This window comes from Stenotrophomonas sp. YJH_SMC_54 (assembly GCF_059368435.1).
The window spans coordinates 354242-378290 of the sequence record NZ_JCAFRS010000002.1; the positions used below are offsets into that span (position 1 = coordinate 354242).

21 protein-coding genes are annotated in these 24049 nt (G+C 67.5%); 3 read left to right on the forward strand and 18 right to left on the reverse strand.

Translation table 11 applies throughout. The features are described from left to right. Positions 1-61: 61 nt before the first annotated feature. Complete coding sequence (locus AC5P5S_RS03910) at positions 62-820, reverse strand: SDR family NAD(P)-dependent oxidoreductase (protein ID WP_062607967.1); 759 nt, start codon at positions 818-820, stop codon at positions 62-64. A 114-nt stretch (positions 821-934) separates the two neighbouring features. Between AC5P5S_RS03910 and AC5P5S_RS03915 the strand changes: the two genes are divergently transcribed. Beyond that, positions 935-1828 (forward strand): LysR substrate-binding domain-containing protein, encoded by an 894-nt coding sequence (locus AC5P5S_RS03915; RefSeq protein ID WP_062607970.1) that lies wholly within the window; start codon positions 935-937, stop codon positions 1826-1828. 120 nt (positions 1829-1948) lie between these two features. Here the strand turns inward: AC5P5S_RS03915 and AC5P5S_RS03920 are convergent, their stop codons facing one another. The 10 genes from AC5P5S_RS03920 to nudE all read right to left on the reverse strand — a co-directional run bounded on the left by AC5P5S_RS03920 (position 1949) and on the right by nudE (position 9634). Next, entirely contained in the window at positions 1949-2455 is a 507-nt protein-coding gene (locus AC5P5S_RS03920; RefSeq protein ID WP_062607972.1) for a hypothetical protein, read from the reverse strand. 774 nt (positions 2456-3229) lie between these two features. Next, positions 3230-3625, reverse strand: a complete 396-nt coding sequence (gene gcvH, locus AC5P5S_RS03925) for a glycine cleavage system protein GcvH (protein ID WP_005410701.1) — start codon at positions 3623-3625, stop codon at positions 3230-3232. A 93-nt stretch (positions 3626-3718) separates the two neighbouring features. Next, positions 3719-4831, reverse strand: a complete 1113-nt coding sequence (gene gcvT / locus AC5P5S_RS03930) for a glycine cleavage system aminomethyltransferase GcvT (RefSeq protein WP_005410702.1) — start codon at positions 4829-4831, stop codon at positions 3719-3721. Between the two features lie 358 nt (positions 4832-5189). Beyond that, positions 5190-5636, reverse strand: a complete 447-nt coding sequence (locus tag AC5P5S_RS03935; protein ID WP_049454216.1) for an NfeD family protein — start codon at positions 5634-5636, stop codon at positions 5190-5192. Position 5637: 1 nt separating this feature from the next. Further along, complete coding sequence (locus AC5P5S_RS03940) at positions 5638-6597, reverse strand: SPFH domain-containing protein (RefSeq protein WP_005410704.1); 960 nt, start codon at positions 6595-6597, stop codon at positions 5638-5640. A gap of 66 nt (positions 6598-6663) precedes the next feature. Further along, positions 6664-6966, reverse strand: coding sequence for an Mpo1-like protein (locus AC5P5S_RS03945; protein WP_005410705.1), 303 nt, complete (start codon positions 6964-6966; stop codon positions 6664-6666). 125 nt (positions 6967-7091) lie between these two features. After that, on the reverse strand, positions 7092-7421 hold the full coding sequence (locus AC5P5S_RS03950; protein WP_005410706.1) for a YnfA family protein: 330 nt from the start codon (positions 7419-7421) through the stop codon (positions 7092-7094). Beyond that, on the reverse strand, positions 7418-8257 hold the full coding sequence (gene mazG, locus AC5P5S_RS03955) for a nucleoside triphosphate pyrophosphohydrolase (protein ID WP_005414245.1): 840 nt from the start codon (positions 8255-8257) through the stop codon (positions 7418-7420). Before mazG ends, AC5P5S_RS03950 begins: the two co-directional genes overlap by 4 nt. A gap of 13 nt (positions 8258-8270) precedes the next feature. Continuing rightward, on the reverse strand, positions 8271-9074 hold the full coding sequence (gene cysQ / locus AC5P5S_RS03960; RefSeq protein ID WP_005410708.1) for a 3'(2'),5'-bisphosphate nucleotidase CysQ: 804 nt from the start codon (positions 9072-9074) through the stop codon (positions 8271-8273). After that, positions 9071-9634, reverse strand: a complete 564-nt coding sequence (gene nudE, locus AC5P5S_RS03965; protein ID WP_033833433.1) for an ADP compounds hydrolase NudE — start codon at positions 9632-9634, stop codon at positions 9071-9073. Before nudE ends, cysQ begins: the two co-directional genes overlap by 4 nt. Positions 9635-9711: 77 nt before the next feature. Here nudE and bioA point away from each other — a divergent pair, with 77 nt between their 5' ends. Then, entirely contained in the window at positions 9712-11103 is a 1392-nt protein-coding gene (gene bioA / locus AC5P5S_RS03970; protein WP_033833434.1) for an adenosylmethionine--8-amino-7-oxononanoate transaminase, read from the forward strand. Next, positions 11094-11831, forward strand: a complete 738-nt coding sequence (locus AC5P5S_RS03975) for a 16S rRNA (uracil(1498)-N(3))-methyltransferase (RefSeq protein WP_049448757.1) — start codon at positions 11094-11096, stop codon at positions 11829-11831. Before bioA ends, AC5P5S_RS03975 begins: the two co-directional genes overlap by 10 nt. A gap of 102 nt (positions 11832-11933) precedes the next feature. On the opposite strand, the gene AC5P5S_RS03980 is transcribed toward AC5P5S_RS03975, so the two are convergent. The 7 genes from AC5P5S_RS03980 to pilG all read right to left on the reverse strand — a co-directional run bounded on the left by AC5P5S_RS03980 (position 11934) and on the right by pilG (position 23875). After that, a complete protein-coding gene (locus AC5P5S_RS03980; RefSeq protein ID WP_033833436.1) occupies positions 11934-12398 on the reverse strand; it encodes a chemotaxis protein CheW in 465 nt (154 codons plus the stop codon). After that, complete coding sequence (locus tag AC5P5S_RS03985; RefSeq protein ID WP_049459284.1) at positions 12395-13720, reverse strand: chemotaxis protein CheB; 1326 nt, start codon at positions 13718-13720, stop codon at positions 12395-12397. The genes AC5P5S_RS03980 and AC5P5S_RS03985 overlap by 4 nt, the downstream gene beginning before the upstream one ends. Continuing rightward, positions 13707-20384, reverse strand: coding sequence for an Hpt domain-containing protein (locus AC5P5S_RS03990; protein ID WP_231336625.1), 6678 nt, complete (start codon positions 20382-20384; stop codon positions 13707-13709). Before AC5P5S_RS03990 ends, AC5P5S_RS03985 begins: the two co-directional genes overlap by 14 nt. Before the next feature lie 100 nt (positions 20385-20484). Continuing rightward, the gene (locus AC5P5S_RS03995) at positions 20485-22521 is read right to left on the reverse strand and encodes a methyl-accepting chemotaxis protein (protein WP_005410715.1); all 2037 of its coding nucleotides are present in this window, start codon (positions 22519-22521) and stop codon (positions 20485-20487) included. A gap of 41 nt (positions 22522-22562) precedes the next feature. Beyond that, a complete protein-coding gene (locus tag AC5P5S_RS04000) occupies positions 22563-23093 on the reverse strand; it encodes a chemotaxis protein CheW (RefSeq protein WP_005410716.1) in 531 nt (176 codons plus the stop codon). Beyond that, positions 23093-23455 (reverse strand): response regulator, encoded by a 363-nt coding sequence (locus tag AC5P5S_RS04005; RefSeq protein WP_005410717.1) that lies wholly within the window; start codon positions 23453-23455, stop codon positions 23093-23095. Before AC5P5S_RS04005 ends, AC5P5S_RS04000 begins: the two co-directional genes overlap by 1 nt. 18 nt (positions 23456-23473) lie before the next feature. Further along, complete coding sequence (gene pilG / locus AC5P5S_RS04010; RefSeq protein WP_005418455.1) at positions 23474-23875, reverse strand: twitching motility response regulator PilG; 402 nt, start codon at positions 23873-23875, stop codon at positions 23474-23476. Between the last annotated feature and the right edge of the window lie 174 nt (positions 23876-24049).

Genomic DNA, 24049 nt, shown 5'->3' on the forward strand with positions numbered 1-24049 from the left:
GGACCGCCCTTTTTGTTGGCTGTTGTGGAATCGAGCCACGCTCGACTCTACAAACGGAGGGCTAATGCGCGAAGTAGTGCATGCCGCCGTCCACCGGAATCACCGCACCGGTGATGTAACCGGCCAGCGGCGAGGCGAGGAATGCCACCAGCGGCGCCACTTCTTCCGGCTCACCGAAGCGTCCGATCGGGATGTTACTGGCGATGAACGCGCGTCGGCTTTCCTCGGCGGGATGCAGGCGGTCCAGGATCTGCGGGCTGTTGATCCGACCCGGCGCAATGGCATTCACCGTGATGCCCTGCCCGGCCACCTCCGACGACAGCCCCTTGCTCCACAGATGCAGCGCTGCCTTCGCCGCGGTGGCGGCATTCACCGAACGGGGCTCCATCGAACCGCTGAAGTTGATCACCCGCCCCCATCCCTGCGCCTGCATCGCCGGCAGCAGTGCCTGGGTCAGCCGTCGTGCGGCAGAGAAGTTCAGCGCCAATGCCTCCTCCCAGATCGTGTCGGCTGCATCGACGGTCGTTGGCCGCGAACCGCCAGCCGCGTTGACCAGGATGTCCACCCGCTGCAACGCCGCCAGCGACGCGTCAGCAATGCGTCGCACGTCCCCGGCGTCGGTGACATCGCCCAGCAGGATGATCGGCGCGGGTGCGCCCGCCGCTTCGATCCCTGCCGCCAGCGCCTGCAGCGGTGCCTGCCGCCGTGACGAGATGGCAACACGTACGCCCTGCGCGGCCAGTTGCCTGGCGACAGCGGCACCGATGCCACTGCCCGCCCCGGTGACCAGCGCTGTGCGTCCCTCAAGATTCAAATCCATCGTGTTCTCCTTTCAGCACGGCCGGTGGATCCGGCCCCTGCAGTGCATGCTGTTTGATCACCCGTGATTGATAAACTCCGCAAAAGTTTCAGCATTCAACACCCGGAGTGTCAGATGAACCTGCTGGAAAGCATGCAGGTCTACGTGCTGATCGTGGACAAGGGCAGCCTCAGCGCTGCAGCGTCAGCACTGGCCATCTCCCCGACGATGGCCGGCAAGCACCTGCGTGCGTTGGAGGCGCGGCTGGGCATGCAGTTGCTCAGTCGTACCACCCGGCGCCAGCACATGACGCCGTTCGGGGAGGACTACTACGCCCGCTGCCGGGAGATCCTGCGGCTGGTGGAGGAAACCGATGCTCAGGCCCAGTACCAGCACCTGGCACCTGCAGGCACGCTGCGCATCAGCGCGCCGGTGATCTTCGGCACGCATGCGCTGGTACCGGCGTTGGCCGATTACATGGCGCGCTACCCCGACGTGCGTGTCGACGCGGTGCTGACCGACCGCGTGGTCGACCTCGCAGAGGAAGGTTTCGAAGCAGCCCTGCGCATCGGCACGCTGGCCGACAGCAGCGTGCTGGTGGCGCGTGCATTGGCACCATATCGCTTGATGATGTGCGCCTCGCCCGGATACCTCGCCCGGCACGGTACGCCCCCAGACCTGCTGGCGCTTGCCCGGCACCAATGCCTGTCCTTCGAACCCAGCGCGCTGGCGCAGTGGCTGCAGGCCGATGCTGGCGGGCTCGGCCATGTGCCCACAGGTCGGCTGCAGATCAACAACGGCGAAGCGCTGCGTACAGCGGCGCTGCATGGGCTGGGCATCGTGCTGCAATCGGCACTGCTTCTGGCCGCGGATGTCGAGGCTGGGCGGTTGGTGCAGCTGTTTCCCGAACACGGCCACGCGGGGCGGCCGATGCACGTGGTCTACGCCCACGACCGCTACCCCTCGACCCGCCTGCGCAGCTTCATCGATTTCCTGGTGGAGCGCTTTCCACCGGCGCCGCACCGCTAGCATCGACCGTCAGCAAGGCGGTCGAGCATGGCTCGACGCTACCAATGGCTCCATAAAAAAAAACCCCTCCCCGCTGGGCAGCCAGGGAAGGGGTTTCAGGATGCGGCTATCGGGAAGTACTTAGATCAGCGGCGCCGGGGTTGCCGGCAGAGCGACCGGAGCGGCCTTCTTCTTGCGGGCGGCCGGCTTGCGCTTGGCAACCTTCTTCGCTGCCTTCTTCGGGGCAGCCTTCTTGGTGGCCTTCTTCGCGGTCTTCTTCACTGCCTTCTTGGCGGTCTTCTTGACGGCCTTCTTGGCAGTCGCCTTCTTCGCGACCTTCTTGGCCGGCTTGCGGGCCGTTGCCTTCTTGGCAGTCTTCTTGGTGGCCTTCTTGGCTACCTTCTTGACGGCCTTCTTCGCGGTCTTCTTGACAGGAGACTTCTTGGCTACCTTCTTCGCCGCCTTCTTCACTGCCTTCTTCGCAGTGGCCTTCTTGGCGACCTTCTTCGCAGCCTTCTTCACTGCCTTCTTGGCGGTCGCCTTCTTCGCGACCTTCTTCACTGCCTTCTTGGCAGCGGCCTTCTTCGCGACCTTCTTCACCGCCTTCTTGGCGGCGGGCTTTTTCTTCGCAGCTTTCTTGGTTGCCATGGGATGGCTCCTCGTCAGTGATAGGGAGTTGAAACGCCCAGGTGGATCAAACCCGCGGATGCTGCGTGCGGGGACCGCCGGCGCGTCAAGCGCGCCGTTACGGATGCGGCAATGCCCGCCTCGATCGGCGGAGCGGGCATCGGAACGGGAGGTGCCTTGCATTTCTCCGGGGGAAGCGGGGCCATGTCCACCGTCATCTGGGTCGCGGTGGTCTTGAAGGGGCTGCTTCGCATCGGACGATTGATTCTGCGCACTCGGTTTGGCAGGCAAGGTCTGCTGAGGCGAAACCTAATCACGGTTTTTTTTACTGTCAACAACCCCCGCGAAAAATTTTCACATCCGCGCCATCCGCGGTGTTGCCTGCACGGTCGCGACGCTCCGCCCTCGACGACCAACAAAGCACCACGCACGCGCGTTGCCTGCAGCAACAACAACGCAAGCGTTGAACAAAAACCACTTGAAATAGGCACTCTGCGCAGATGCATGCATGTTGGCGGCCGCTGCATGCACGCAACGCCGGCACCGGCCGGCGCCGGCACCAGCGCCAGCACAACGGCACCGCAACGGGGGGCGAAAAGTTTTCACATCCGGACGCGTCGGCGCGGGGCGGAAACGCGGATTTGCGCAAAACTGCGCACACCCCTCGGTACCGTTCGCGGGTCTGCTGATGCCGCGTCGAGGGCGCGCAGCAAACCCTGCGTCATGAGCCAACGTACTCGCCAAAACAAAAACGGCCACCCGAAGGTGGCCGTTGCAGAACCCGGAAACGACGACTCAGTGGTCGTCGTTCTCCAGGGCTTCGGCGTACGCGTCCGGGTCCAGCAGCTCGTTGACCTCTTCAGCGTTGGTCAGTTCGACCACGAACATCCAACCTTCGCCGTAGGCATCTTCGTTGATGGTTTCCGGCTTGTCGGACAGGGCCGAGTTGACCTCGACAACCTTGCCGCTGATCGGGCTGTAGACGTCCGAGGCGGCCTTCACCGACTCGACGACGGCGATCTGTTCGCCGGCCTTGGCGTCGGCGCCGACTTCCGGCAGTTCGACGTAGACCAGGTCACCCAGCAGGCCCTGGGCATGGTCGGAAATACCGACGGTGACGCGGCCATTGCCTTCGACACGGGCCCACTCATGGGACTTGAGGAACTTGAGGTCGCCGGGGATCTCGCTCATGGGACTGCTCCAGAGATATGCAGGGGTGGAAAAAACGGGGCTAGTGTAACCAACCGGCCGCCACTGCTGTCAGTGACGACCGGCATGTCCGGATCAGGCGTCGGCGAGCACGCCGGGCTGGGCCTGGCCTTCGCGCACGAACGGGAACTTGACCACGCGCACCGGCACCTGCCGGCCGCGGATGTCGACGGTGACCTCGCCGAGTTCACCGGCGGGCACGCGGGCAAAAGCGATGCCCTTGGCCAGGGTCGGCGAGAAGGTGCCGGACAGGATCTCGCCCTGGCCGCTGGCCGTGGTCACTGCCTGGCCGTGGCGCAGCACGCCCTTCTCGTCCATCACCAGGCCGATCATCTGGCGCGCGGTGCCTGCGTTCTTCTGCGCTTCCAGCACGTCGCGGCCGATGAAGTCGCGGCCTTCGTCCAGCGACACGGTCCAGGCCAGCGCCGCTTCGTACGGGCTGATCTCTTCGTCCATGTCCTGGCCATACAGGTTCATGCCGGCTTCCAGGCGCAACGTGTCGCGTGCGCCGAGACCGGCCGGCTTCACGCCCGCCGCCAGCAGGCGGTTCCAGAACGCGACCACCGCGTCCTGCGGCAGCAGGATTTCGAAGCCGTCTTCGCCGGTGTAACCGGTACGGGCGACGAACAGCTCGACGCCGTCGTCGGACTGCACCTGCAGGGCGGCGAAGCGGCCCAGCTTGGTCAGCGCCTCGCGCTCGGATTCGCGGGCCAGGCCGATCACGATCGCGCGCGCCTGCGGGCCCTGCACGGCCAGGATGGCCAGGTCCGGGCGCTGCTCGACGCTGACGCCGAACGGCGCGGCCTGCTCGCGCAGCCAGGCCAGGTCCTTTTCGCGGGTGGAGGCGTTGACCACCATGCGGAAGAAATCGTCGCCCAGGTAGTAGACGATCAGGTCGTCGATGACGCCGCCGCGCGGATTCAGCATGCACGAGTACAGCGCCTTGCCCGGCACCTTCAGCTTGTCGACCGAGTTGGCCAGCAGGCGGCGCAGGAACGGCTTGACCTGGTCACCGCGCAGGTCGACCACGGTCATGTGGCTGACGTCGAACACCCCGGACTCGCGACGCACCAGGTGGTGCTCGTCCAGCTGCGAGCCGTAGTGGATGGGCATGTCCCAACCCCCGAAATCGACCATCTTGGCGCCAAGGGCGCGGTGGGTATCGTTGAGCAGCGTCTTCTGGGTCATGACCGGGTCCGGCAGCAGAGGAAACAAGAATCCCCATTATCCCAGATCGGTCGCCCGCAGGTCGCGCCGCAGCGCAGCGGGGGTGTTTGGCCGGCCTGCGGCCGGCGGGCGCCTTTTACAAGCCAGGCAACGGCAACAGCCAAAGCGTATCGGCTCTGCGAAGTCGACGGCTTGGCCGGAGCGGTATGGGCGATCGGGACACGCCGTGAACCCATCCCTGGGGGCGCTTTGCTTGCGAAGCACTGCTTCGCAAGCGCCCGAACGCGCAGCCGCCAGCGGCTGGGCCGGACCGCAGAGCGGGGTTTACGGCGTGTACCGCGAACCCAACCCGCCCGACCCAACACATGCCAGTCGACTATCAGTCGACTCTACCCGCAGCAGACTCGACCACCAGCGTGCTGCCCTGCACCGCTACCACCCGCACCATGGCACCGGCCTGCAACTCCGGGCCGCTGACCTGCCAGTACGCGTCGTCGATGCTGACCCGGCCCTGCCCACCAACGATACCCTGCTGCAACGGCACCACCCGTCCGACCAGTTGTTCGGCGCGGCGGTTGAGCAACGGTGCATCGCTGGGTCGCGCCCTTGCCTTGCCCCAGCGCCGGTAGCACTGGATCGAGACAACGCTCAGCACGACGAAGGCAACGACCTGCCACAGCAATGGAATGCCGCTGAACACCGCAACCAGTACGAACACCGCCGCCGCGCCAATGCCGATCCACAGCATGAACGCCCCGGGCGCCAACGCCTCGGCGGCAAACAGCAGCAGCGCCAGCGCGCCCCAACCGACGACTTCCCAGCGCATGTCAGCCTCCGAGCGGCGGCGGCCGCTTGCCGGCGGCCTTGTTGTCCTGGCTGGCCAGCGCCTGCTTCGCCAGTTCGGCCACGCCCGCGATCGAACCGATCACGCCACTGGCCTCCATCGGCATCAGCACCAGCTTCTGGTTCGGCGAACTGGCCAGCTCCTTGAACGCTTCCACGTACTTCTGCGCAACAAAGTAGTTGATCGCCTGCACGTCGCCCTCGGCAATCGCCGCCGACACCACCTTGGTCGCCATCGCTTCGGCCTCGGCCAGGCGCTCGCGCGCCTCGGCATCGCGGAACGCGGCTTCGCGACGGCCTTCGGCCTCCAGCACGGTGGCCTGCTTTTCGCCATCGGCGCGCAGGATCTCCGACTGGCGGGAACCCTCTGCCTCTAGAATCTGCGCGCGCTTCTCGCGCTCGGCCTTCATCTGCCGCGCCATCGCATCCAGCAGGTCGCGCGGCGGCTGGATGTCGCGGATCTCGATGCGGTTGACCTTCACACCCCACGGGTTGGTGGCATGGTCGACCACGCTCAGCAGCTGGGCATTGATCACCTCGCGCTGGCTGAGCGATTCATCCAGGTCCATCGAACCGATCACGGTACGGATGTTGGTCTGCACCAGGGCGATCATCGCCACTTCCAGGTTGGCCACCTCATAGGCAGCCTTGGCGGCATCCAGGACCTGGAAGAACACCACGCCGTCCACGCGCACGGCGGCGTTGTCCTTGGTGATTACTTCCTGGCTGGGTACATCCAGCACCTGCTCCATCATGTTCACCTTGCGCCCGACCCCGTACACGATCGGAATCAGGAAGTGCAGGCCGGGGGTCATGGTGTGCGTGTAGCGCCCGAAGCGCTCGACGGTCCACTCGTAGCCCTGGGGCACCATCCGTACCGCCTTGAACAGGATCACCACGGCCACGAAGGCCAGCACCACGGTAAAGAACATGGTCGGGAACATCTTGCTTTCCTTATCTATGACGTCCAGGCCCCAGCATAGCGCGTGAAGGCCGCATTCACAGCGGAGCTACCAGGGCATGCGCCCGCGCAGGATGTCGGCGAACATCACCCAGTCGCCCATGAACGAGTACAGCGGGTGCTGGAAGGTGGCCGGGCGGTTCTTCTCGAAAAAGAAATGGCCAACCCAGGCGAAGCTGTAACCGCAGAACAGGGCAGCCAGCAGCAGCACCGGCTGCCCACGCAGGATCGCTGCCGCGACCAGCAGCAGTACGCCGCAGCTGCCGATGAAGTGCAGCCGGCGCGATACCGGGTGGCGATGCTCGCTGAGGTAGAACGGATAGAACTCGCGGAAGCTGGCGAAGCGGGACATGCGCGTGCTCCGGGAACCAGGGTCGTCGCCATCATGCACCATCGCTGACCTTGTGGCGCCGAGCCATGCCCGGCTTGCGCGCGCCAGCGCGGTCGGAAGGAGGCGCAGCCACGCATGGCCCGGCGCTACCCTGATGAGGTGCGCGGCCCGAACATGATCACCGCCATGCCGGCCAGGCACAGCGCAGCGCCCAGCAGGTCCCAGCGGCTGGGGCGGATGCCGTCGACCAACCACAACCAGAACAGCGCGGTGCCGATGTACACGCCACCGTAGGCCGCATAGACCCGCCCACTGGCGGTCGGGTGCAGGGTCAACAGCCACGCGAACAGGGCGAGGCTGGCCGCGGCCGGCAGCAGCAACCAGACGCTGCCTCCCTTGCGCAGCCACAACCATGGCAGGTAACAGCCGACGATCTCGGCCAGCGCGGTCAGCAGGAACAGGCCAAGCGTCTTCACGCTTTTTCTGCTGCCTTGGCGTGCTGCCACAGCGCTTCCTGCGCATCCAGGTCCATCGCAGCCAGCGCCCCACCCTGCGCGTCGGCCTGCGCTTCCATCGCGCGGAAGCGGCGTTCGAACTTGTGGTTGGCCCCGCGCAGCGCCGCACCCAGGTCGATGTCGGCATGGCGCGCCAGGTTGGCGCAGACGAACAGCAGGTCGCCCAGTTCTTCCTGCAGCCGCGCCTTGTTGCCGGCGATATCGCCGCGTTCGAACTCCTCGCGCAGTTCCTGCAGTTCCTCGGCCGCCTTGTCCAGCACCGGCAACGGGCCGGGCCAGTCGAAGCCGACCTTGGCCGCACGCGACTGCAGCTTCACCGCCCGCTGCCATTCCGGCAGCCCGCGCGAAATGCCGGCCAGCGCGGAGGTGTCCTGCTCGCCCTTTGCGGCACGCTCGGCACGCTTGATCGCCTCCCAGTTGCGCGTCACGCCGTCGGCATCGTCGACGCTCACGTCGGCGAACACGTGCGGGTGACGGCGCTGCATCTTGTCGCTGATCGCGCGTGCGACCTCGGCGAAGGCAAAGGCCCCCTGCTCTTCGGCCATGCGCGCATGGAACACCACCTGCAGCAGCAGGTCGCCCAGCTCGTCACAGAGATCGTCGAGATCGCCACGGTCGATCGCATCGGCCACCTCGTAGGCTTCCTCGATGGTGTACGGCGCGATGGTTGCGAAGTTCTGCTCCAGATCCCACGGGCAGCCGCCCTGCGGGTCACGCAGGCGCGCCATGATCGCCAGCAGGCGCTCCAGCTCGTGGGCGGCGGCGCTGCCGGTGGTGGGGGTGTCGTGCGCGCTCATGCGGCCTCCAGGGTCAGTCGGACAACCAGTCGCGCCACGGCAGGCTGGTATCACCAAGGGCAATGAAATCGCCGTTCAACAGGGTTTCGCGGCGGTTGTAGCGGAACGGCTTGCCGGTCGCAGCCGACAGTACCGCACCGCCGGCGGCGTGCAGTACGCACTGGCCGGCGGCGGTATCCCATTCGGAGGTCGGGCCCAGCCGCGGATAGACATCCAGGCCACCTTCGGCGATCCGGCAGAATTTCAGCGACGAGCCCTGCGCGATGGTCTCGATGCGGCCCATGCGCGCCAGCAGCGCCTCGGTTTCCGGTGAGCGGTGCGAGCGGCTGGCGGCGACGCGCAGCGGGGCGGTGGCCGGCGTGCGGGTGCGCAGCACGGTGTCGTGCAGGCCCTGCCGGCGATAGGCCAGCTCGCCACGCATGGCATGCCAGACGATGCCGGTGACCGGGGCCAACACCACGCCGAAGGCAGGTGCGCCCTGGTAGATCAGCGCGATGTTGACGCTGAACTCGCCATTGCGCTTGACGAACTCGCGGGTGCCGTCGAGCGGATCCACCAGCCAGTACGCGCCCCAGTGGCGGCGGTGCTCCCACGGCACCTGCGCCGATTCCTCCGACAGGATCGGCAAGTCCGGGGTCAGCTGGCGCAGGCCCAGTTCGATGACCTGGTTGGCGGCTAGGTCGGCGGCGGTGACCGGGCTGTCGTCGTCCTTGATCTGCACCTCGAAGCCATCGGCGTACACCTGCATGATGGCCTGTCCGGCTTCCTGGGCGATGGCGATGGCGGTCTCGCGCAGGTCCGTGGTCAGTTTGATCATCGCGTTCCCTGCAGCCACTGGCGAGCGATGAACAGCGCCGCCAGCGAGCGTCCCTCGGAGAAGTCCTCGCGCAGCATCAGCTGGTCCAGTTCGGCCAGCTTCCACGGCACCACCTCCAGTTCTTCCGGCTCGTCGCCGGCCAGCTTTTCCGGATACAGGTCGCGTGCCACCACCAGCCACGACTGGTGGCTCATGTAGGTGGGGGCCAGGGTCATCGCGCGCAGCACGTCGACCCGGCGTGCACCGTATCCGGCCTCTTCCTTCAGCTCGCGGTCGGCGGCCTGCCCGGGGGTTTCGCCGGCGTCGATCCGGCCCTTGACCAGGCCCAGTTCATAGCGATGCATGCCGGCGGCGTATTCACGCACCAGCAGCACCGTCTCGTCGTCGAGCATCGGCACCACCACCACCGCACCATGGCCACGGCTGACCAGGCGTTCGAAGCGGCGGCGTTCACCGTTGGAGAACTCCAGGTCCAGGTGCTGGCGCTGGAAGGGGCCGTTCTCCTCATCGGTGATCCGATGGATGATCGGCAAGCGCCGGCCGGCACGGTCATCGTTCATGCGGAATCTCCACGGCGGCCGGCGCCAGCGCCGGGGCCGATAGAATGTGCAGGCAGCAACATGTTCATGAGCCCGAAATGCTAGCAGACCCAACCCCCTCCCCGCTGGCCCAGCACTGGCGGCAACGCGACCTGCAGGTGCTGTGGCATCCGTGCACGCAGATGCGTGAGCACCCGCATACCCTGCCGCTGGTGCCGATCGCCCGTGGTGAAGGCGCATGGCTGATCGATCACGACGGCAACCGCTATCTGGACGCCGTCAGCAGCTGGTGGACCAATCTGTTCGGCCATGCCGAGCCGCGCATCGGCGGCGCCATCGCGGCGCAGGCCGGGCAGCTGGAACAGGTGATGCTGGCTGGCTTCGGCCATGAGCCGGCGATCACCCTGGCCGAGCGCCTGCTGGCGCTGGCGCCACGCCAGCCCGGCCGCGAGCCGCTGGCCAAGGTGTTCTATGCCGACAACGGCTCGGCCGGCGTTGAAGTCGCGCTGAAGATGGCCTTCCAGTATTTCCAGAACCGCGGCGAGCCACGGCGCACGCGCTTCATCGCGCTGGAGAACGGTTACCACGGCGAGACCCTTGGAGCGCTGGCGATGGCGGACATTCCGCTGTACCGCCGCGTCTACGCGCCGCTGCTGGCCGAAGGCCTGTTCGCGCCCTCGCCCGATGCCTACCTGGCCGAGCCGGGCCAGAGTGCGGCTGATCGCGCACGCCAGGCCGCTGATGGCCTGGCCACCCTGTTTGACCAGCATCCCGGCGAGATCTGCGCAGTGATCCTGGAACCGCGCCTGCAGTGCGCCGGCGGCATGCGCATGCATGACCCGGTGTACCTGCAGCGGGTGCGCGAACTGTGTGATGCGCACGGCGCATTCATGATCGCCGACGAGATCGCCACCGGCTTCGGCCGCACCGGCACCCTGTTCGCCTGCGAGCAGGCCGGCGTGATGCCGGACCTGATGTGCCTGTCCAAGGGCCTGACCGGCGGCTTCCTGCCGCTTGCCGCGGTGCTGGCCACGCAGGCGCTGTACGACGCCTTCCTTGATGACTCGCGCGAGCGCGCCTTCCTGCATTCGCACAGTTACACCGGCAACCCGCTGGCCTGTGCGGCTGCGCTGGCGACGCTGGACATCTTCCGCGACGACGATGTGATCGCCCGCAACCGTGGCATCGCCTCGGTGATGGGCGCGCTGGCTGCGCCATTGAGCGACCATCCGCACGTGGCCGACGTCCGCCAGGCCGGCATGGTGGTGGCCTTCGAGCTGTCGCGGGATGGCAACAAGCGCACTCCGTTCGATCCGGCGCTGCGACTGGGCCTGCACGCCTACAAGGCTGCGCTGAAACGTGGCGTGGTGCTGCGTCCGCTGGGCGACGTGCTGTACTGGATGCCACCCTACTGCGTGGATGACGAACAACTGGAGCTGCTGGCACATACCACGCTGGCGGCGATTGACGAGGCGATTGCATGCGCGTGACCCGCTGCCCCATCGACCTGGCGCTGCACAGCGGCCAGACCGTGACCCTGCCGGAAGAGACGGCCAACCATCTGGTGCGGGTGATGCGCCTGCGCGAGGGTGATACCTGCGTGCTGTTCAACGGCGATGGCCACGACTACAGCGCCACGCTGACCGCCGCCGGCAAGCGCGAGGTGCAGGTGCGCATCGATGCGGTGCAGGCGGTGGACAACGAATCGCCGCTGGCGATCACTCTGCTGCAGGGCATTGCCCGAGGCGAGAAGATGGACCTGATCCTGCAGAAGGCCACCGAGCTGGGCGTGAGCGCCATCGTTCCGGTGAATGCCGAGCGCACCGAAGTGAAGCTGGATGCCGCGCGCGCGGAGAAGCGCGTAGCGCACTGGAACAACGTGGTGACCTCGGCCTGCGGCCAGTCCGGGCGCGCGCGCATTCCGCAGGTTGGCTCGCCGGTGTCACTGGCGCAGGCGGCGACGACGCTGCCGGCCGATACGCTGCGGCTGACGCTGGACCCGCACGGTGCCCATCGCCTGTCGACGCTCGACGCGGCGCCGACGGGCGGCATCGTGATCGCGATCGGCCCGGAAGGCGGCTGGTCGCCGCGCGACCGGGATCAGCTGGCAGCGGCAGGATTCCAGGGCCTGCAGCTGGGGCCGCGCATCCTGCGCACGGAGACCGCCGGGCTGGCCGCGATCGCGGCATTGCAGGCGCGGTTGGGCGACCTGGGATAAGGTTGATTGGTGGTAGTGCCGGCCGCTGGCCGGCATCCAAGGGATCATGAGGTTGCCGGCCAGCGGCCGGCACTACCGGGAACCCGACCGGCGGATTGCCGATCAGGTCGCCAGCGAATCCAGCGCGGCTTCCAGCGCATCCAGGTTCGGCAGCAGCGCGCTCTGCTCACCCAGCAGCACGCGCATGTGCACGATCTGCGGCAGGGTTTCCTCGGAAGCATCGGCCAGCAGGCCATCGCGCGGCACCGAGATCAACTGCGGGAAATTCTGCGTCAGCAGCGCGTAGTAGGGGCGCTGCGCGTTGCCGCTGAGGGCCTTCAGCACGACGACCTTGTTGTGGCCGCCCACGGCTTCCTCGCCCAGGCCGGAAAGGCGCGCGAACGACACCAGCGGCACCTGCCAGCCGTGCCAGCCGATTTCGCCGACCAGCCAGCGCGGGGCGTCGGAAACCGGCTGCACCGGCACCCGCGACATCATTTCGGCCACGGTGGCATTGGGCAGCAGCACGCGCTCGTTGCCGGCCTGGATCAGGACGCCGCGGATTTCGTCATTGCTGGCATAGCTCATGGTGCCTCTCCGTTATCGTCTTCCACGCCCCAGCGCGAGGCGATGGCCTGCGCCAGTTCCTGTGGCTCACCCGCCACCATGCCAGCGGCGACCACCGCCGTGGCTGCGGCAGGGTCATAGCAGCCCTCGCCGACCTGCCCGGCCACCCAGGCACCGGCGGCGGCCAGATCCAGCGCCGGACCCACATGCGCAAGGTCGGCGCCGCTGAGCAGGACCAGCGCAGTGTGGTCGGCCGGCAGCCCGGCAATCGAAATGCCTTGCGCGTCGCTGACGAAATACAGGCCGTCGCTGGCTGCCTGCACGCCGATGTCATCGGCCAGCACGTGCACTTCACCGGGTGTTGCACGCTGGCCGGCTTCGGCCAGCTGCACCGGCAGCGGCGACACCCGTGCCATCTGCTTGACCAGGTTGCCGTAGCGGCCACCGTCCAGGCGCATGTGCACCAGCACCGGCACGCTCAGCGACGACGGCAGCGCACCGAGCAGGCGGCGCAGCGCATCCGGGCCGCCAATGCCGGCCAGCACCAGCAGCGAGCCGGCACGTGCGCCCGCAGGCGCCGCAGTGTCCAGGTCCACCAGGCTGAGGTGATCGGTATCGAAGGACGGCAGCGGGGCTTCCATCGCGGCGCTGTACCCGGTGGCTGCGGGTGCGTCTGCTACGTCCTCGACCAGCGACCACGCGGTGTGGTCGAAGGACACCGGCGGCGTTGCCGGTGCGGCAACCGGCTGCATCGGCGCTGCCTCCAGCGGCTCCGGCACCACCGGCTGCAGCGCGGCCAGTGCCTGCTCCAGCGCGATCGGTTCGTGCAGGTGCGCCGGTGGCGCATACAGGCTGTCCGCCGGTACCTCGTCGGCCCAGCTCAATGCCTGGTCCAGATGCGGCTGGAGCGCTTCTTCCCGTGGTGCCGGCGGCGGTGCCGGGTGGCCCGGTTCCAGCTGCAGGGCGGGTTCGTCTTCCGCACCCGGCGGCAGCACCTGCTGGTGGCCGTGCAGCTTGGCGGCCAGGTGGCGGCCCCAGCGCTGTGCCTCCCAACCATCACGGCGCGCCGCCAGCTCGGCTTCGTCGAAGACCAGGGTCAGGCCTGGTGCGGACAGCACCGCTTCAAGCCGCTCCAGAGCATCCTCGATGGCCGCTTCCAGCGCGATCACCACGAACTGTGGACGCGCGTCCTGCAGCAGCTGCGGCTCCAGGCCGTTGGGGTCGTCTTCCAGCACCAGCTGCACATCGGCATGCGACAACGCCTCGCGCAGGCGCTCGCGCGCCGCGCCAGGACGGGCCAGCAGGGCGACGGCCGGGGCCGCCTGGGCTTCACTCACGGACACGGGCGATCCCCAGCAGGTCGTACACGTTACGCATCAGGTCCAGCTCCTGGTACGGCTTGCCCAGGTAGCGCTGCACACCGATCTCGAAGGCGCGCTGGCGGTGCTTGTCGCCGCTGCGCGAGGTGATCATCACGATCGGCACGTCCTTGTAGCGCGGGTCGGCACGCATCGCGGTGGCCAGCTCGTAACCATCCATGCGCGGCATCTCGATGTCCAGCAGCATCAGGTCGGGCACGCGTTCTTCCAGGCGCTCCAGTGCTTCCACGCCGTCGCGGGCGACGCTGACCTCGAAGTTGTGGCGTTCGAGGATGCGCCCGGTCACCTTGCGCATGGTCAGCGAATCGTCCACCACCATCACCAGCGGCACCTGGCGCTCCTGGCGTGGTGCGTTGGCCAGCACCGGCAGCGTCGGGTTGGCGAGGAAGCGGCGCACCAGCGGCGCCACGTCCAGGATCACCACCACGCGGCCATCGCCGGTGATGGTTGCACCGTAGATGCCCGGCACCGACGCGATCTGCAGGCCGACCGGCTTGACCACGATTTCGCGGTTGCCCAGCACCTGGTCGATCGCCACGGCGGCACGCAGGTCACCAGCACGGACCAGCAGCAGCGGTACCTGGTCCTGGCCATCGGCACGCGCCGGGGCCTGCCCGACCAGGCTGCCGAGGTCGTACAGCGGATAGTCCTCGCCGCTGTAGCGATAGCTGCTGTCGGCCGCTTCGAAACGCTCGCGCGACAGGCGGCCGATGCCACTGACCGATGCGACCGGCACCGCAAAGGTGGTTTCGCCGATCTGCACGAACACCGCCTGGGTGACCGCCAGCGTCTGCGGCAGGCGCAGGGTGAAGCGCACGCCCTGGCCCCGCACTGACTGGATATCGACCGAACCGCCCAGCTGGCGCACTTCGTTGCGCACCACGTCCATGCCCACGCCACGGCCGGCCAGCTGGCTGACCTGGTCAGCGGTGGTGAAACCAGAGGCGAAGATCAGGTTGTCCAGTTCCTGCTCGTTCGGCTGCGCATCGGCAGCCAGCAGGCCACGGTCGATGGCGCGGCGGCGGATCGCCTCGCGGTCCAGGCCGGCGCCGTCATCGGCCACTTCCAGCACGATTTCCGAGCCTTCGCGGTGCAGGCGGATGGCGATCTCGCCCTCCTCCGGCTTGCCGGCGGCGCGGCGCTGTTCCGGCGCTTCCAGGCCATGGGCCACGGAGTTGCGCAGCATGTGTTCCAGCGGCGCGACCATGCGGTCGAGGACGTTGCGGTCCAGTTCGCCGTGGGTACCTTCCAGGGTCAGGTGGACCTGCTTGCCGGTATCCATGCCGGACTGGCGGACCACGCGGCGCAGGCGCGGCACCAGACCGTCGAACGGCACCATGCGCGCGCGCATCAGGCCATCCTGTAGTTCCGAGCTGACGCGCGACTGCTGCTGCAGCAGGGAGTCGTACTGGCGCGACAGATCGTCCAGGACGCCCTGCAGGCCGCCAAGGTCGGCGGCGGACTCGTTCAGCGCACGGCTGAGCTGCTGCAGGGTGGAGAAACGGTCCAGTTCCAGCGGATCGAACTTCTGGTCCGCCTGGTCCTGCTCGCGCTGGTAGCGGGCGACGATCTGCGCCTCGGTTTCCAGGTCGAGTCGGCGCAGCTGGTCGCGCAGTCGCGCATTGGTGCGCTCCAGTTCGGCCATGGCACCACGGAAGGCACCCAGCTGCTGTTCCAGACGCGAGCGATAGATCGCCACTTCACCGGCATGGTTGACCAGGCGGTCGAGCAGGTCGGCGCGCACCCGCACCTGCTCCTGCTGCGGACGCGCCAGCGGATCTTCGTCGGCCACGCCTTCGGCCGGCAGTGGTGCCGACAGCGGGGCATCGGCCGGCGTCGTCAGCGGGCCCACAGCCTGTGCCGGCACGGCCTCGGCCTCGCTGGCCGCACGCGCGGCCGCAGCGGCCGCCGCGATATCGGTGGTGGTGCGGACCTCGAAGGCCTCCACCAGATCCTGTGCAGGCGCCACCACGCGGTGGGCACCGGTCCGCGTCAGCAGCTGGTGCAGGCGGTCGAAGCCGCGCTCCAGCAGCTGCACGTCGCGGCGTTCGATCTCGGTGCGGCCGGCCGCCACGGCTTCCAGCAGGGATTCGATGCTGTGGCCAAGGTCGCCGATGGCATTGATGCCGGCCATGCGTGCGCCACCCTTCAGGGTATGCAGGTCACGCTGCAGGCCGGCCAGCACCTCGCGATCCTGCGGCGCATTGCGAAGCTCGCTGATCAGGCCATCGCAGTGGTCGAGCAGGTCCTTGCCTTCCTCGACGAAGATGTCGACCAGTTCGCGGTCGTACACACTGAAGTCGAGCGCATCGGCGCCATCCGCGGTGTCTTCCAGGGTGGAGGCTTCATCGTGGAGCGGCGCCCACTCCCCGGCGTCGGCCTCGGCAGGTTCGGCATCGGTGTTGGCCGTGCCCTGCCCCGGCGCTTCTTCCAGTTCGAAGAACCGCACCGGCTCGGCGATGGCCTGCAGTGCTTCGGCAGCGCTCACCTCGTTCACCGTCGCCGGGGACGGCTGATCGGCGCTCTCTCCTTCGCCGACCGCCGCCTCCCCGCCGACGTCCGCATCCTCGGCAAAGGCTTCCGCCTCGCCCGGCGCGAGTTCGCTGGCCTGGAGGCCGAGCACGGGCCATTGCCCGTCGTCGTCCAGGGTCTGCTCGTCTTCGATCACGTGCAGGCCGGCCTCGAGCGCGGCTGCCAGCGTGACCGGTTCTGCAAAACCCGGCGCAGCCATTTCATCCTGCAGGCTCGACAGCCCGCTGTCGAGTGGCAGTGCAGCAGCGGCGTCAATGACGCTGTCATCGCCACTGCCCGAATCAAAGGACAACGGCGTATTCAGGTCGATCGCGTCAACTTCCGCAGGCACCGGCCGTTCTTCCGCGTCGCGGTCATCCACCGGCAGCGCACTGGCGTCGAGGTAGGGCGACAGATCGTCGGCCATGGTCAGATCAGCGTCGTCGACCGTCGTGATCGTGGGCACGGCATCTGCTTCGGCCACTTCGACAACAGGCGCACTCTCGACCGGCTGGATCGATTCAATCGCGCCGGTGTCCGCCACGGCAGGTTCACCTTCGCCCGGCGCCGACGGCCAGCCGGCGTCGAAGTAACGCGAAAGATCGTCGCTGGCGGTCAGCTCGCCCACGTCCAGGCCGCTGTCGGCCGCGATGTCCAGCGTCTGCGGGTCGGTTGCAGCTGGAACCGGTTCCAGCGCATCTTCGGCAAGCGGCTGCGGCTCGGCAATGAGATCGGGCGCCACATCGAAAGCGGACGCCATGCTGGTTTCGTCCAGCGTGTCCAGCCCGGCCAGCGGCGCTTCGGCTTCGGATGCCCGCCCGACATCGGGCGCCAGCTCGATGCCCTCTTCATCCTCGTCCTCCAGCCCGACCATCGGCCAGCGCGCTTCCGGCAGTTCACCGGCGAGCGCCTGCAGGCGCTGTACCAGCGCTTCCTGTGGCGTGATGCGCGGCTGCTCGGCCTGCAGCGCTTCCATGGTCGCGGTGATCGCCTGCGCGGTCGCATCCAGCGCAGCCACGCCCTCGTCGCCCGGCACCACGTCTGCAGCCAGCGCGCGCTTGATATAGGACTCGGCACCGCCGGTAACGGCAGTGATTTCCGGCACTTCGGTCATCGCGAAGGCGCCGTTCATGGTGTGCACCGCGCGCAGCAGCGCGTCGCTGACCGGCTGCGGCGCCTGCTGCGCCGAGCGCAGCCAGTCCTGCAGGGTCGCCTGGTGGACTTCCACTTCGGCTTCCAGGATCTCGCGCAGCACGCTGTCGATGTTGGCCGGCGTGCCCAGTGCTTCGGGCGCCGGGTCCGCATCGGCTTCAGCCTGCACCGACGCCATTGCTTCGGCTTCGAGGATGCGGCTGATCTCGTCCTCGCCATCGGCTTCGACCACCGGTGCGGCGGGAGCGGCCGCAACCGGCAGCGGTACGTAATAGGTTTCCTCACCCGCGCCGACGCGATCGGCAATGGCCTGCATCGCCTGCAGGTCCACGCTGATCCGCTGGCCATGACGCAACGCGGCGTTCAGCTGCGGCAGCGCGGCATGCGCGTTGTCGACCATGGCCAGCACGGCTGGCGTCGCCGGGCGGCTGCCGTCGAGCACCCGGTTGAGCATGCCCTCGATCTTCCACGCGAATTCGCCCAGGGTGCGTGCACCGACCAGTCGGCCACTGCCCTTGAGCGTATGGAAGATGCGGCGGATGGGACGCAGACGGTCCATGTTGTCCGGCTGCATGCGCCATGCCGGCAGCAACGTTCCGAGGTTGGCCAGTTCGTCGTCGAACTCTTCCAGGAACACCTCGCGGATGTCCTCGTCGATGTTCTCGGCATCGTCGTCGAAGCCGGCCTCGAAGCCGGCGTCTGCATCTTCCGCGCTGCCCACGGCGACTGGCGCTTCCGCATCGGCCGGCGTCGGGGTCGCCTGCGGATTGAAGTCCGCGGCGGCAGCGCTCAGCTCGGCAAAGAACTGCGCGTCGGCTTCGCTGAAATCAATCGGTGCGATGGTGTCGATGTCGATCATCGACACCGCCGCTGCCGGCACATCGGCAAGCGGTGCGGGCGCTTCCACCGGCACATCCACGGGGGTGATGTCCGGCTCTGCGGCAGCCGGGCTCTCTTCCACCACCGCAGGGGCAGTGGCATCGACGTTCTCCAGCGACGGATGCAGCCCGGCAGCGTCCTCCAGCGACAATGCCTCCATCGCATGCAGCGACAACACGTCGTCGGCATTGTCCAGCGCATCGGCATCGAAACGGAACACGACGTCGTCACTTGCAGAAACCGCGTCATGTTCGGCGGCCACCGGGTCGAACCCCGGTGCGGCATGCGCGCCGGTCTCGATGGACAGCGAGGCGTCGGCGGCGTCCTCTACGTCCAGGCCGGTTGTCGCATTGGACTGCACTGGCAGAGCCGCCTCTGACAGTGTCCACTGGGTGGCGGCCCCCTGCCCTGCATCGAGCTGTTCGAAACTGACCGGATCGAAGCTGGCAAACGTCGGACTGCGCTCATCGTCCGCTGGAGCGAGCGGATCGGTCTCAGGATGGAACGGTGCCAGATCCCATTGCGGGACCTCGGGTGCAGGTGCACTGGAGGCGGCAAAGACCAGCGGTGCATCCGACTCGTCACGCAGCGACAGCGGCGCGGAGGCGACGGATCCCAGCCCACCAAACATCAAGCTGTTGTCCGCCGCTGCCGGCGAAGGCGTGGCCGGTGGCGGATCGAAGGTGAAGTCCGGCAGCGGTACCGGCACCTCACCGGGTGCCGGCGCGGCCGACTGTACCGGGATCTCGATGTGCTCTGGCTGCAGTGCCTCGCCCTGCAGCACGACCGGCTCACGCTCGATCGACTGCGGCACGGACGCTGCCGGCTCAGCCGCATCGTGGTCCGGCAACGGCCAGTAGCGCAGCGCCTCAAGGCTGCTGCGGGTGATGTCGAGGATGTCCTCGCGACCCGGGCGGCGGTCGCGCAGGGCTTCGAGGTAGTACTCCAGGCTGGCCATGGCGTCGGCCAGCGTGTCCAGCTGGCGGCCACTGGGCACGCGCTGGCGACCGATCAGCTCGGCTTCGATGTACTGCTGCACACCGCGCAGGTAATCGGCGGCGGTACCCAGGTCGAGCATGCGCAGCGCACCGGACACATCGCCCAGCAGGCGCGGCACGTCGTGCAGCTCGGCATGGTTCCAGCTGGTTTCAATGAACGCGACGAAGTGCTCGCGCGCGGCGGCGAAGTTGGCGATGGCCTCGTGCGCCAGCACCTCTACCGTGCGCCGGTTCTCCACTGCGCTCGGATCGTCCTGGCCACTGCCGCCGGCGCCCAGATGGGCGACCTGGTCATCCAGCGACGCATCCACGTAGAGCAGCGCCCCGGCGATATCCAGCAGCAGGTTTTCGTCGATCTGCTGGCGGCCCTCGACCACGCCACGCAGGGCATCACGTTGCTGCACGACCACGCCGCGGGCCACGCCCAGGCCCATCATGCCCAGCGTATCGGCGACCGCACCGAGCTCGTTGGCCTGGGTCTGCAGTTGCTCCGGCGCACCGCCGGTACGCAGGTGCAGGTCCAGCGCATCCTTGATGCGCAGCAGTTCTTCCTTCACTGCACTGCCCACGGTATCGAGCAGCTCGCGGTTGCGCCCGCTCAGGCTGCCACGGGCATGGTCCAGCTCGGCCTCGGTGGCGGTGACGCTGTCCGGTGCGAATGCCAGCAGCACGCTGTCATGCACGCCCTCTTCGCCACGTGCGGCACGGATCTCGTTCAGCAGCGGCATCAGTACGATCGGGATGTCACGGTGACCGTTCTGCAGGCGCTCCAGGTAATCGGGCAGCAGCACGCTGCCACGCATCAGGGTCGCGCAGGCTTCATCCCGATCGGCCACGCCACCGGCGCCGATGGCATTGGCCAGCTGCTCCAGCTCCTCGGCCACCATGGCCGGGGCGTACAGCTCGACCATGCGCAGGGTGCCCTGTACCTGGTGCAGGTAGCCGGCGCAGATGCGCATGCGGCTGGCGTCGGTCGGGTCTTCCGCGTAGTACTCGACTTCGTTGCGCACCTGGCGCAGGGTCTCGTCCAGCTCGGGCTTGACCCAGCCCAGCGCTGCGTGGCTCATCGCATCGCGCAGACTGCTCATGGACGCGCTCCGTTCGCCGCCGCGCGGAAGCCGCGCGAGTTCTGGCGTGGGGAATGGAAATGCTTCATCGACTGGTTCCTTGCTCGCCGCCCTGCCCGCGTCACGCCGGCAGCTTGAAGTCGGCGACCGAACGACGCAGGTCGGCCGCCAGCTGCGCGAGGTGGCCGATCGATTCGGCGGTCTGCCCGGCACCCTGCGAGGTCTGGCCGGTGATCTGCCGGATCACGCCCATGGTGCGGGTGATGTCCGAGGCCGCAGCCGACTGCTGCTGGGCGGCGATGGAGATGTTCTTGATGAGGGTGTTCAGTGCATTGGACACGCGCTCGATCTCGGTCAGCGCGGTGCCGGCGTCCTCGGCCAGGCGTGCACCGGACACCACTTCGGCGGTGGTCTGTTCCATCGAGGTGACCGCTTCGTTGGTATCGGCCTGAATGGCCTGCACCAGGTTCTCGATGCGTCGGGTCGCGCCGGAGGTACGTTCTGCCAGGCGCTGCACTTCGTCGGCCACGACCGCGAAACCGCGGCCCGCTTCACCTGCCGAGGCCGCCTGGACCGCTGCGTTCAACGCCAGGATGTTGGTCTGTTCGGAAATGTCGTTGATCAGCTCCACGATCGAGCCGATTTCCTGCGACGACTCACCCAGGCGCTTGATGCGCTTGGAGGTTTCCTGGATCTGGTCACGGATCTGGTCCATGCCCTGGATGGTCTCGCGCACCACGCCGGCACCTTCGGCGGCGATCACCACCGAACGTTGTGCCACGTCGGCCGACTCGGCCGAGTTGCGCGACACCTGTTCGATGCTCGCCGCGATTTCGCCGATGCGGTCCGACGCCGAGGTGATCTGGTTGGCCTGGTGGCCCGCCGCCTCTGCCAGCTGCATGGCGGTGGCCTGGGTTTCCTGGGTGGACAGCGCGACCTTGGCCGAGGTGTCGTTGATGGTGGTCACCAGGTGGCGCAGCTCGTCGACGGCGTAATTGATTGCGTCGGCGATGGCGCCGGTCATGTCCTCGGTCACCGAAGCCTTCACCGTCAGGTCGCCCTCACCCAGCGAGGAGATTTCGTCCAGCAGCCGCATGATCGCCTGCTGGTTGCGGCTGTTGAATTCCACCTGGGTCTGGTAGCGCAGTTCCTGCTCGCGCGAGCGGCTGCGCACGTTGGTGGAAACGAAGCCGATGATCGCGATCAGCGACAGCGCACCGGACACCACACCGATCCAGAAGTTCGGGAACAGGCGGGTGTCAGACACCGAGCCGAACGAGGAGAACGCGTCGAACAGCTTGCGGCTGTCATCCAGCATGTGGGCCGAACCCTGGCCCAGCGCGGTGGCTGCGGACTGCGCCGCGAACAGCTGGCGCGAGCTGGCCAGGATCGCGTCAGCGTCCTGCTTCATCGCTTCCCACTTCTGCTGCGACTGCTCCAGTGCGGCGACGGCGGCGGCACCGCGCACGGCGGTGATGCCCAGTTCCTCGTTGCCGTTGCGCAGGCCGTCGAGCACCTGCGAGAACACGGTGATGTCGCGTGCCAGTGCATCGCCGGACGTCGCTGCGGCGCTGCCACCGGCACGCATTTCGGTTACGCGGCGGGCCATCGAGCCAGCCACCACGACCTGCTGCAGTGCGCTGTACACCTGCGACGACGGCGCGCCGGAGGCCGACATCGCACGCACCAGCTCGTTCAGCTGGGCCTGCAGGCCCGGCACCGCGCCGGTGAAGTTGTTGGCATTGCCGGCCAGCGCCAGCACCGCCGGTTCGCTGGCGACCAGCTGCCCGGCCTGCTTGCCCAGCGGCGCCCAGGTCTCGCCCAGGGTGGCGATGGCACCGGACACGCCCGGCTCCTTGCCGTAGCGCCCCTGCAGTGTCGACACGTTCTGTTCGATCGCGTTGCGGGTCGCCTTGAAAGCGGTGAACGCCTGCGCGTTGCCGCCCACCGCGTCACGGCCCTGGTTGGCCAGCTGCTGCGAAAGCACCTGCAGGTCGGCCGCCTTGGAACCGGCATCGGCCAGGCGACTGCCCTGCCAGGTGGCGACGCCGGTGTTGACGCCGAACAGGATCATCGATGCCAGCAGCAGGAACAGCCAGAGGTTGCTGCCGCCCAGCCGCAGCTTGCCGGTCTTGGTGGCGTCCGAAGCAGTACTCATCGTTCAACCTCGATCTTCAATGCAGGGGGCGATGCCCGGCCTCAGGCCGCGGCTTGCCGGAATTCAGGGGTACGCGACAGCAGCGAGAGGGAGAACACGCCCCAGTCGTGGCCGTCGGCGTGGAAGGCGCGATCGACGAAGTGGCCGTAGCGCCCTTCGGCCAGCGTGCCGGCCGCGATCTGCTGGTCCAGTTCAAAGCTGCGCTGGCCGAACAGTTCATCGATGGTCAGGGCGACGTCGCCGCCGGCCTGGCGCATGATCAGCACGCGCTGGCCTTCCTGCTGCACGGTACGCGTGCCTTCCAGGAAGTACTTCAGGTCGACCACCGGGAACAGGTTGCCGCGCAGATTGCCCACGCCCAGCAGCCACGGCTGCGCGCACGGCACCGGGGTCACCGGCGGCATCGGCACGATTTCCACCACTTCGCGGAAATCGGACACCAGCCGGCGCTGGCCGACGCGGTAACCCACGCCACGCCAGAGGTCCTGGGCGAACTGCCGCTCGGGCAGCTGCACCGCGTGGGCCAGGCTGCGCCGTTCGTAGGCTTCGAGAATGTCGAAGGGCGAGCGCATCAGGCCACCAGTTCGTTGATCCGCGCGATCAGTTCATCCTCGCGCGGCGGCTTGACGATGTAATCGGCCGCGCCCTGGCGCAGGCCCCATGCCTTGTCGGTTTCCATCGCCTTGGTGCTGACGATGATCACCGGGATGTGCTTGATCGCCGCATCACGGGCCATCGCGCGGGTGGCCTGGAAGCCGCTCATGCCGGGCAGTACCACGTCCATCAGCACCAGCTGCGGCACCTGGTCGCGGACCAGCTGCAGTCCATCCTCGGCATTGTCCGCCTCCAGCACCTCGTGGCCGGCACGGCGCAGCCACTGGGTGAACACCGCGCGGTCGGTCGGTGAATCCTCGATCAGAACGATACGAGCCATTGTGCCTTTCCCCCCTGGTCAGGCGTTGACGTATGTGCGGATGGCACCCAGCAGTTCTTCACGCGTGAAAGGCTTCGTCAGGTACTGCTCCGAGCCGACGATGCGTCCCCGCGCCTTGTCGAACAGGCCATCCTTGGACGAGAGCATGATGACCGGGGTCGCCTTGAACAGCTGGTTGCCCTTGATCAGCGCACAGGTCTGGTACCCGTCCAGGCGCGGCATCATGATGTCGACGAAGATGATCTGCGGCTGCTGGTCTGCGATCTTCGCAAGCGCTTCGAAGCCGTCGGTGGCGGTGACCACCTCGCAGCCTTCGCGCTTGAGCAGCGTTTCCGCAGTCCTGCGGATGGTCTTCGAATCATCGATGACCATCACCCGGAGTCCTGCGAGTTCCCCGCCCGCAGTCGTGTTTTCAGTCATTGCCTATCCCCAAGCGCACGGCCCGATCTCTGGCGGGGGCCGCTACGAAAGCGTATCTATATCGCACTTTCCGCGCCCGCTTCAAGGCCGCCCCTTGGCGCGGGGCATGGCGCCCTCCTGAACGTGACGGGTTTCGCAATGCGTGCGCGAGCGCCGGGCGGACGCTGCGTTGCA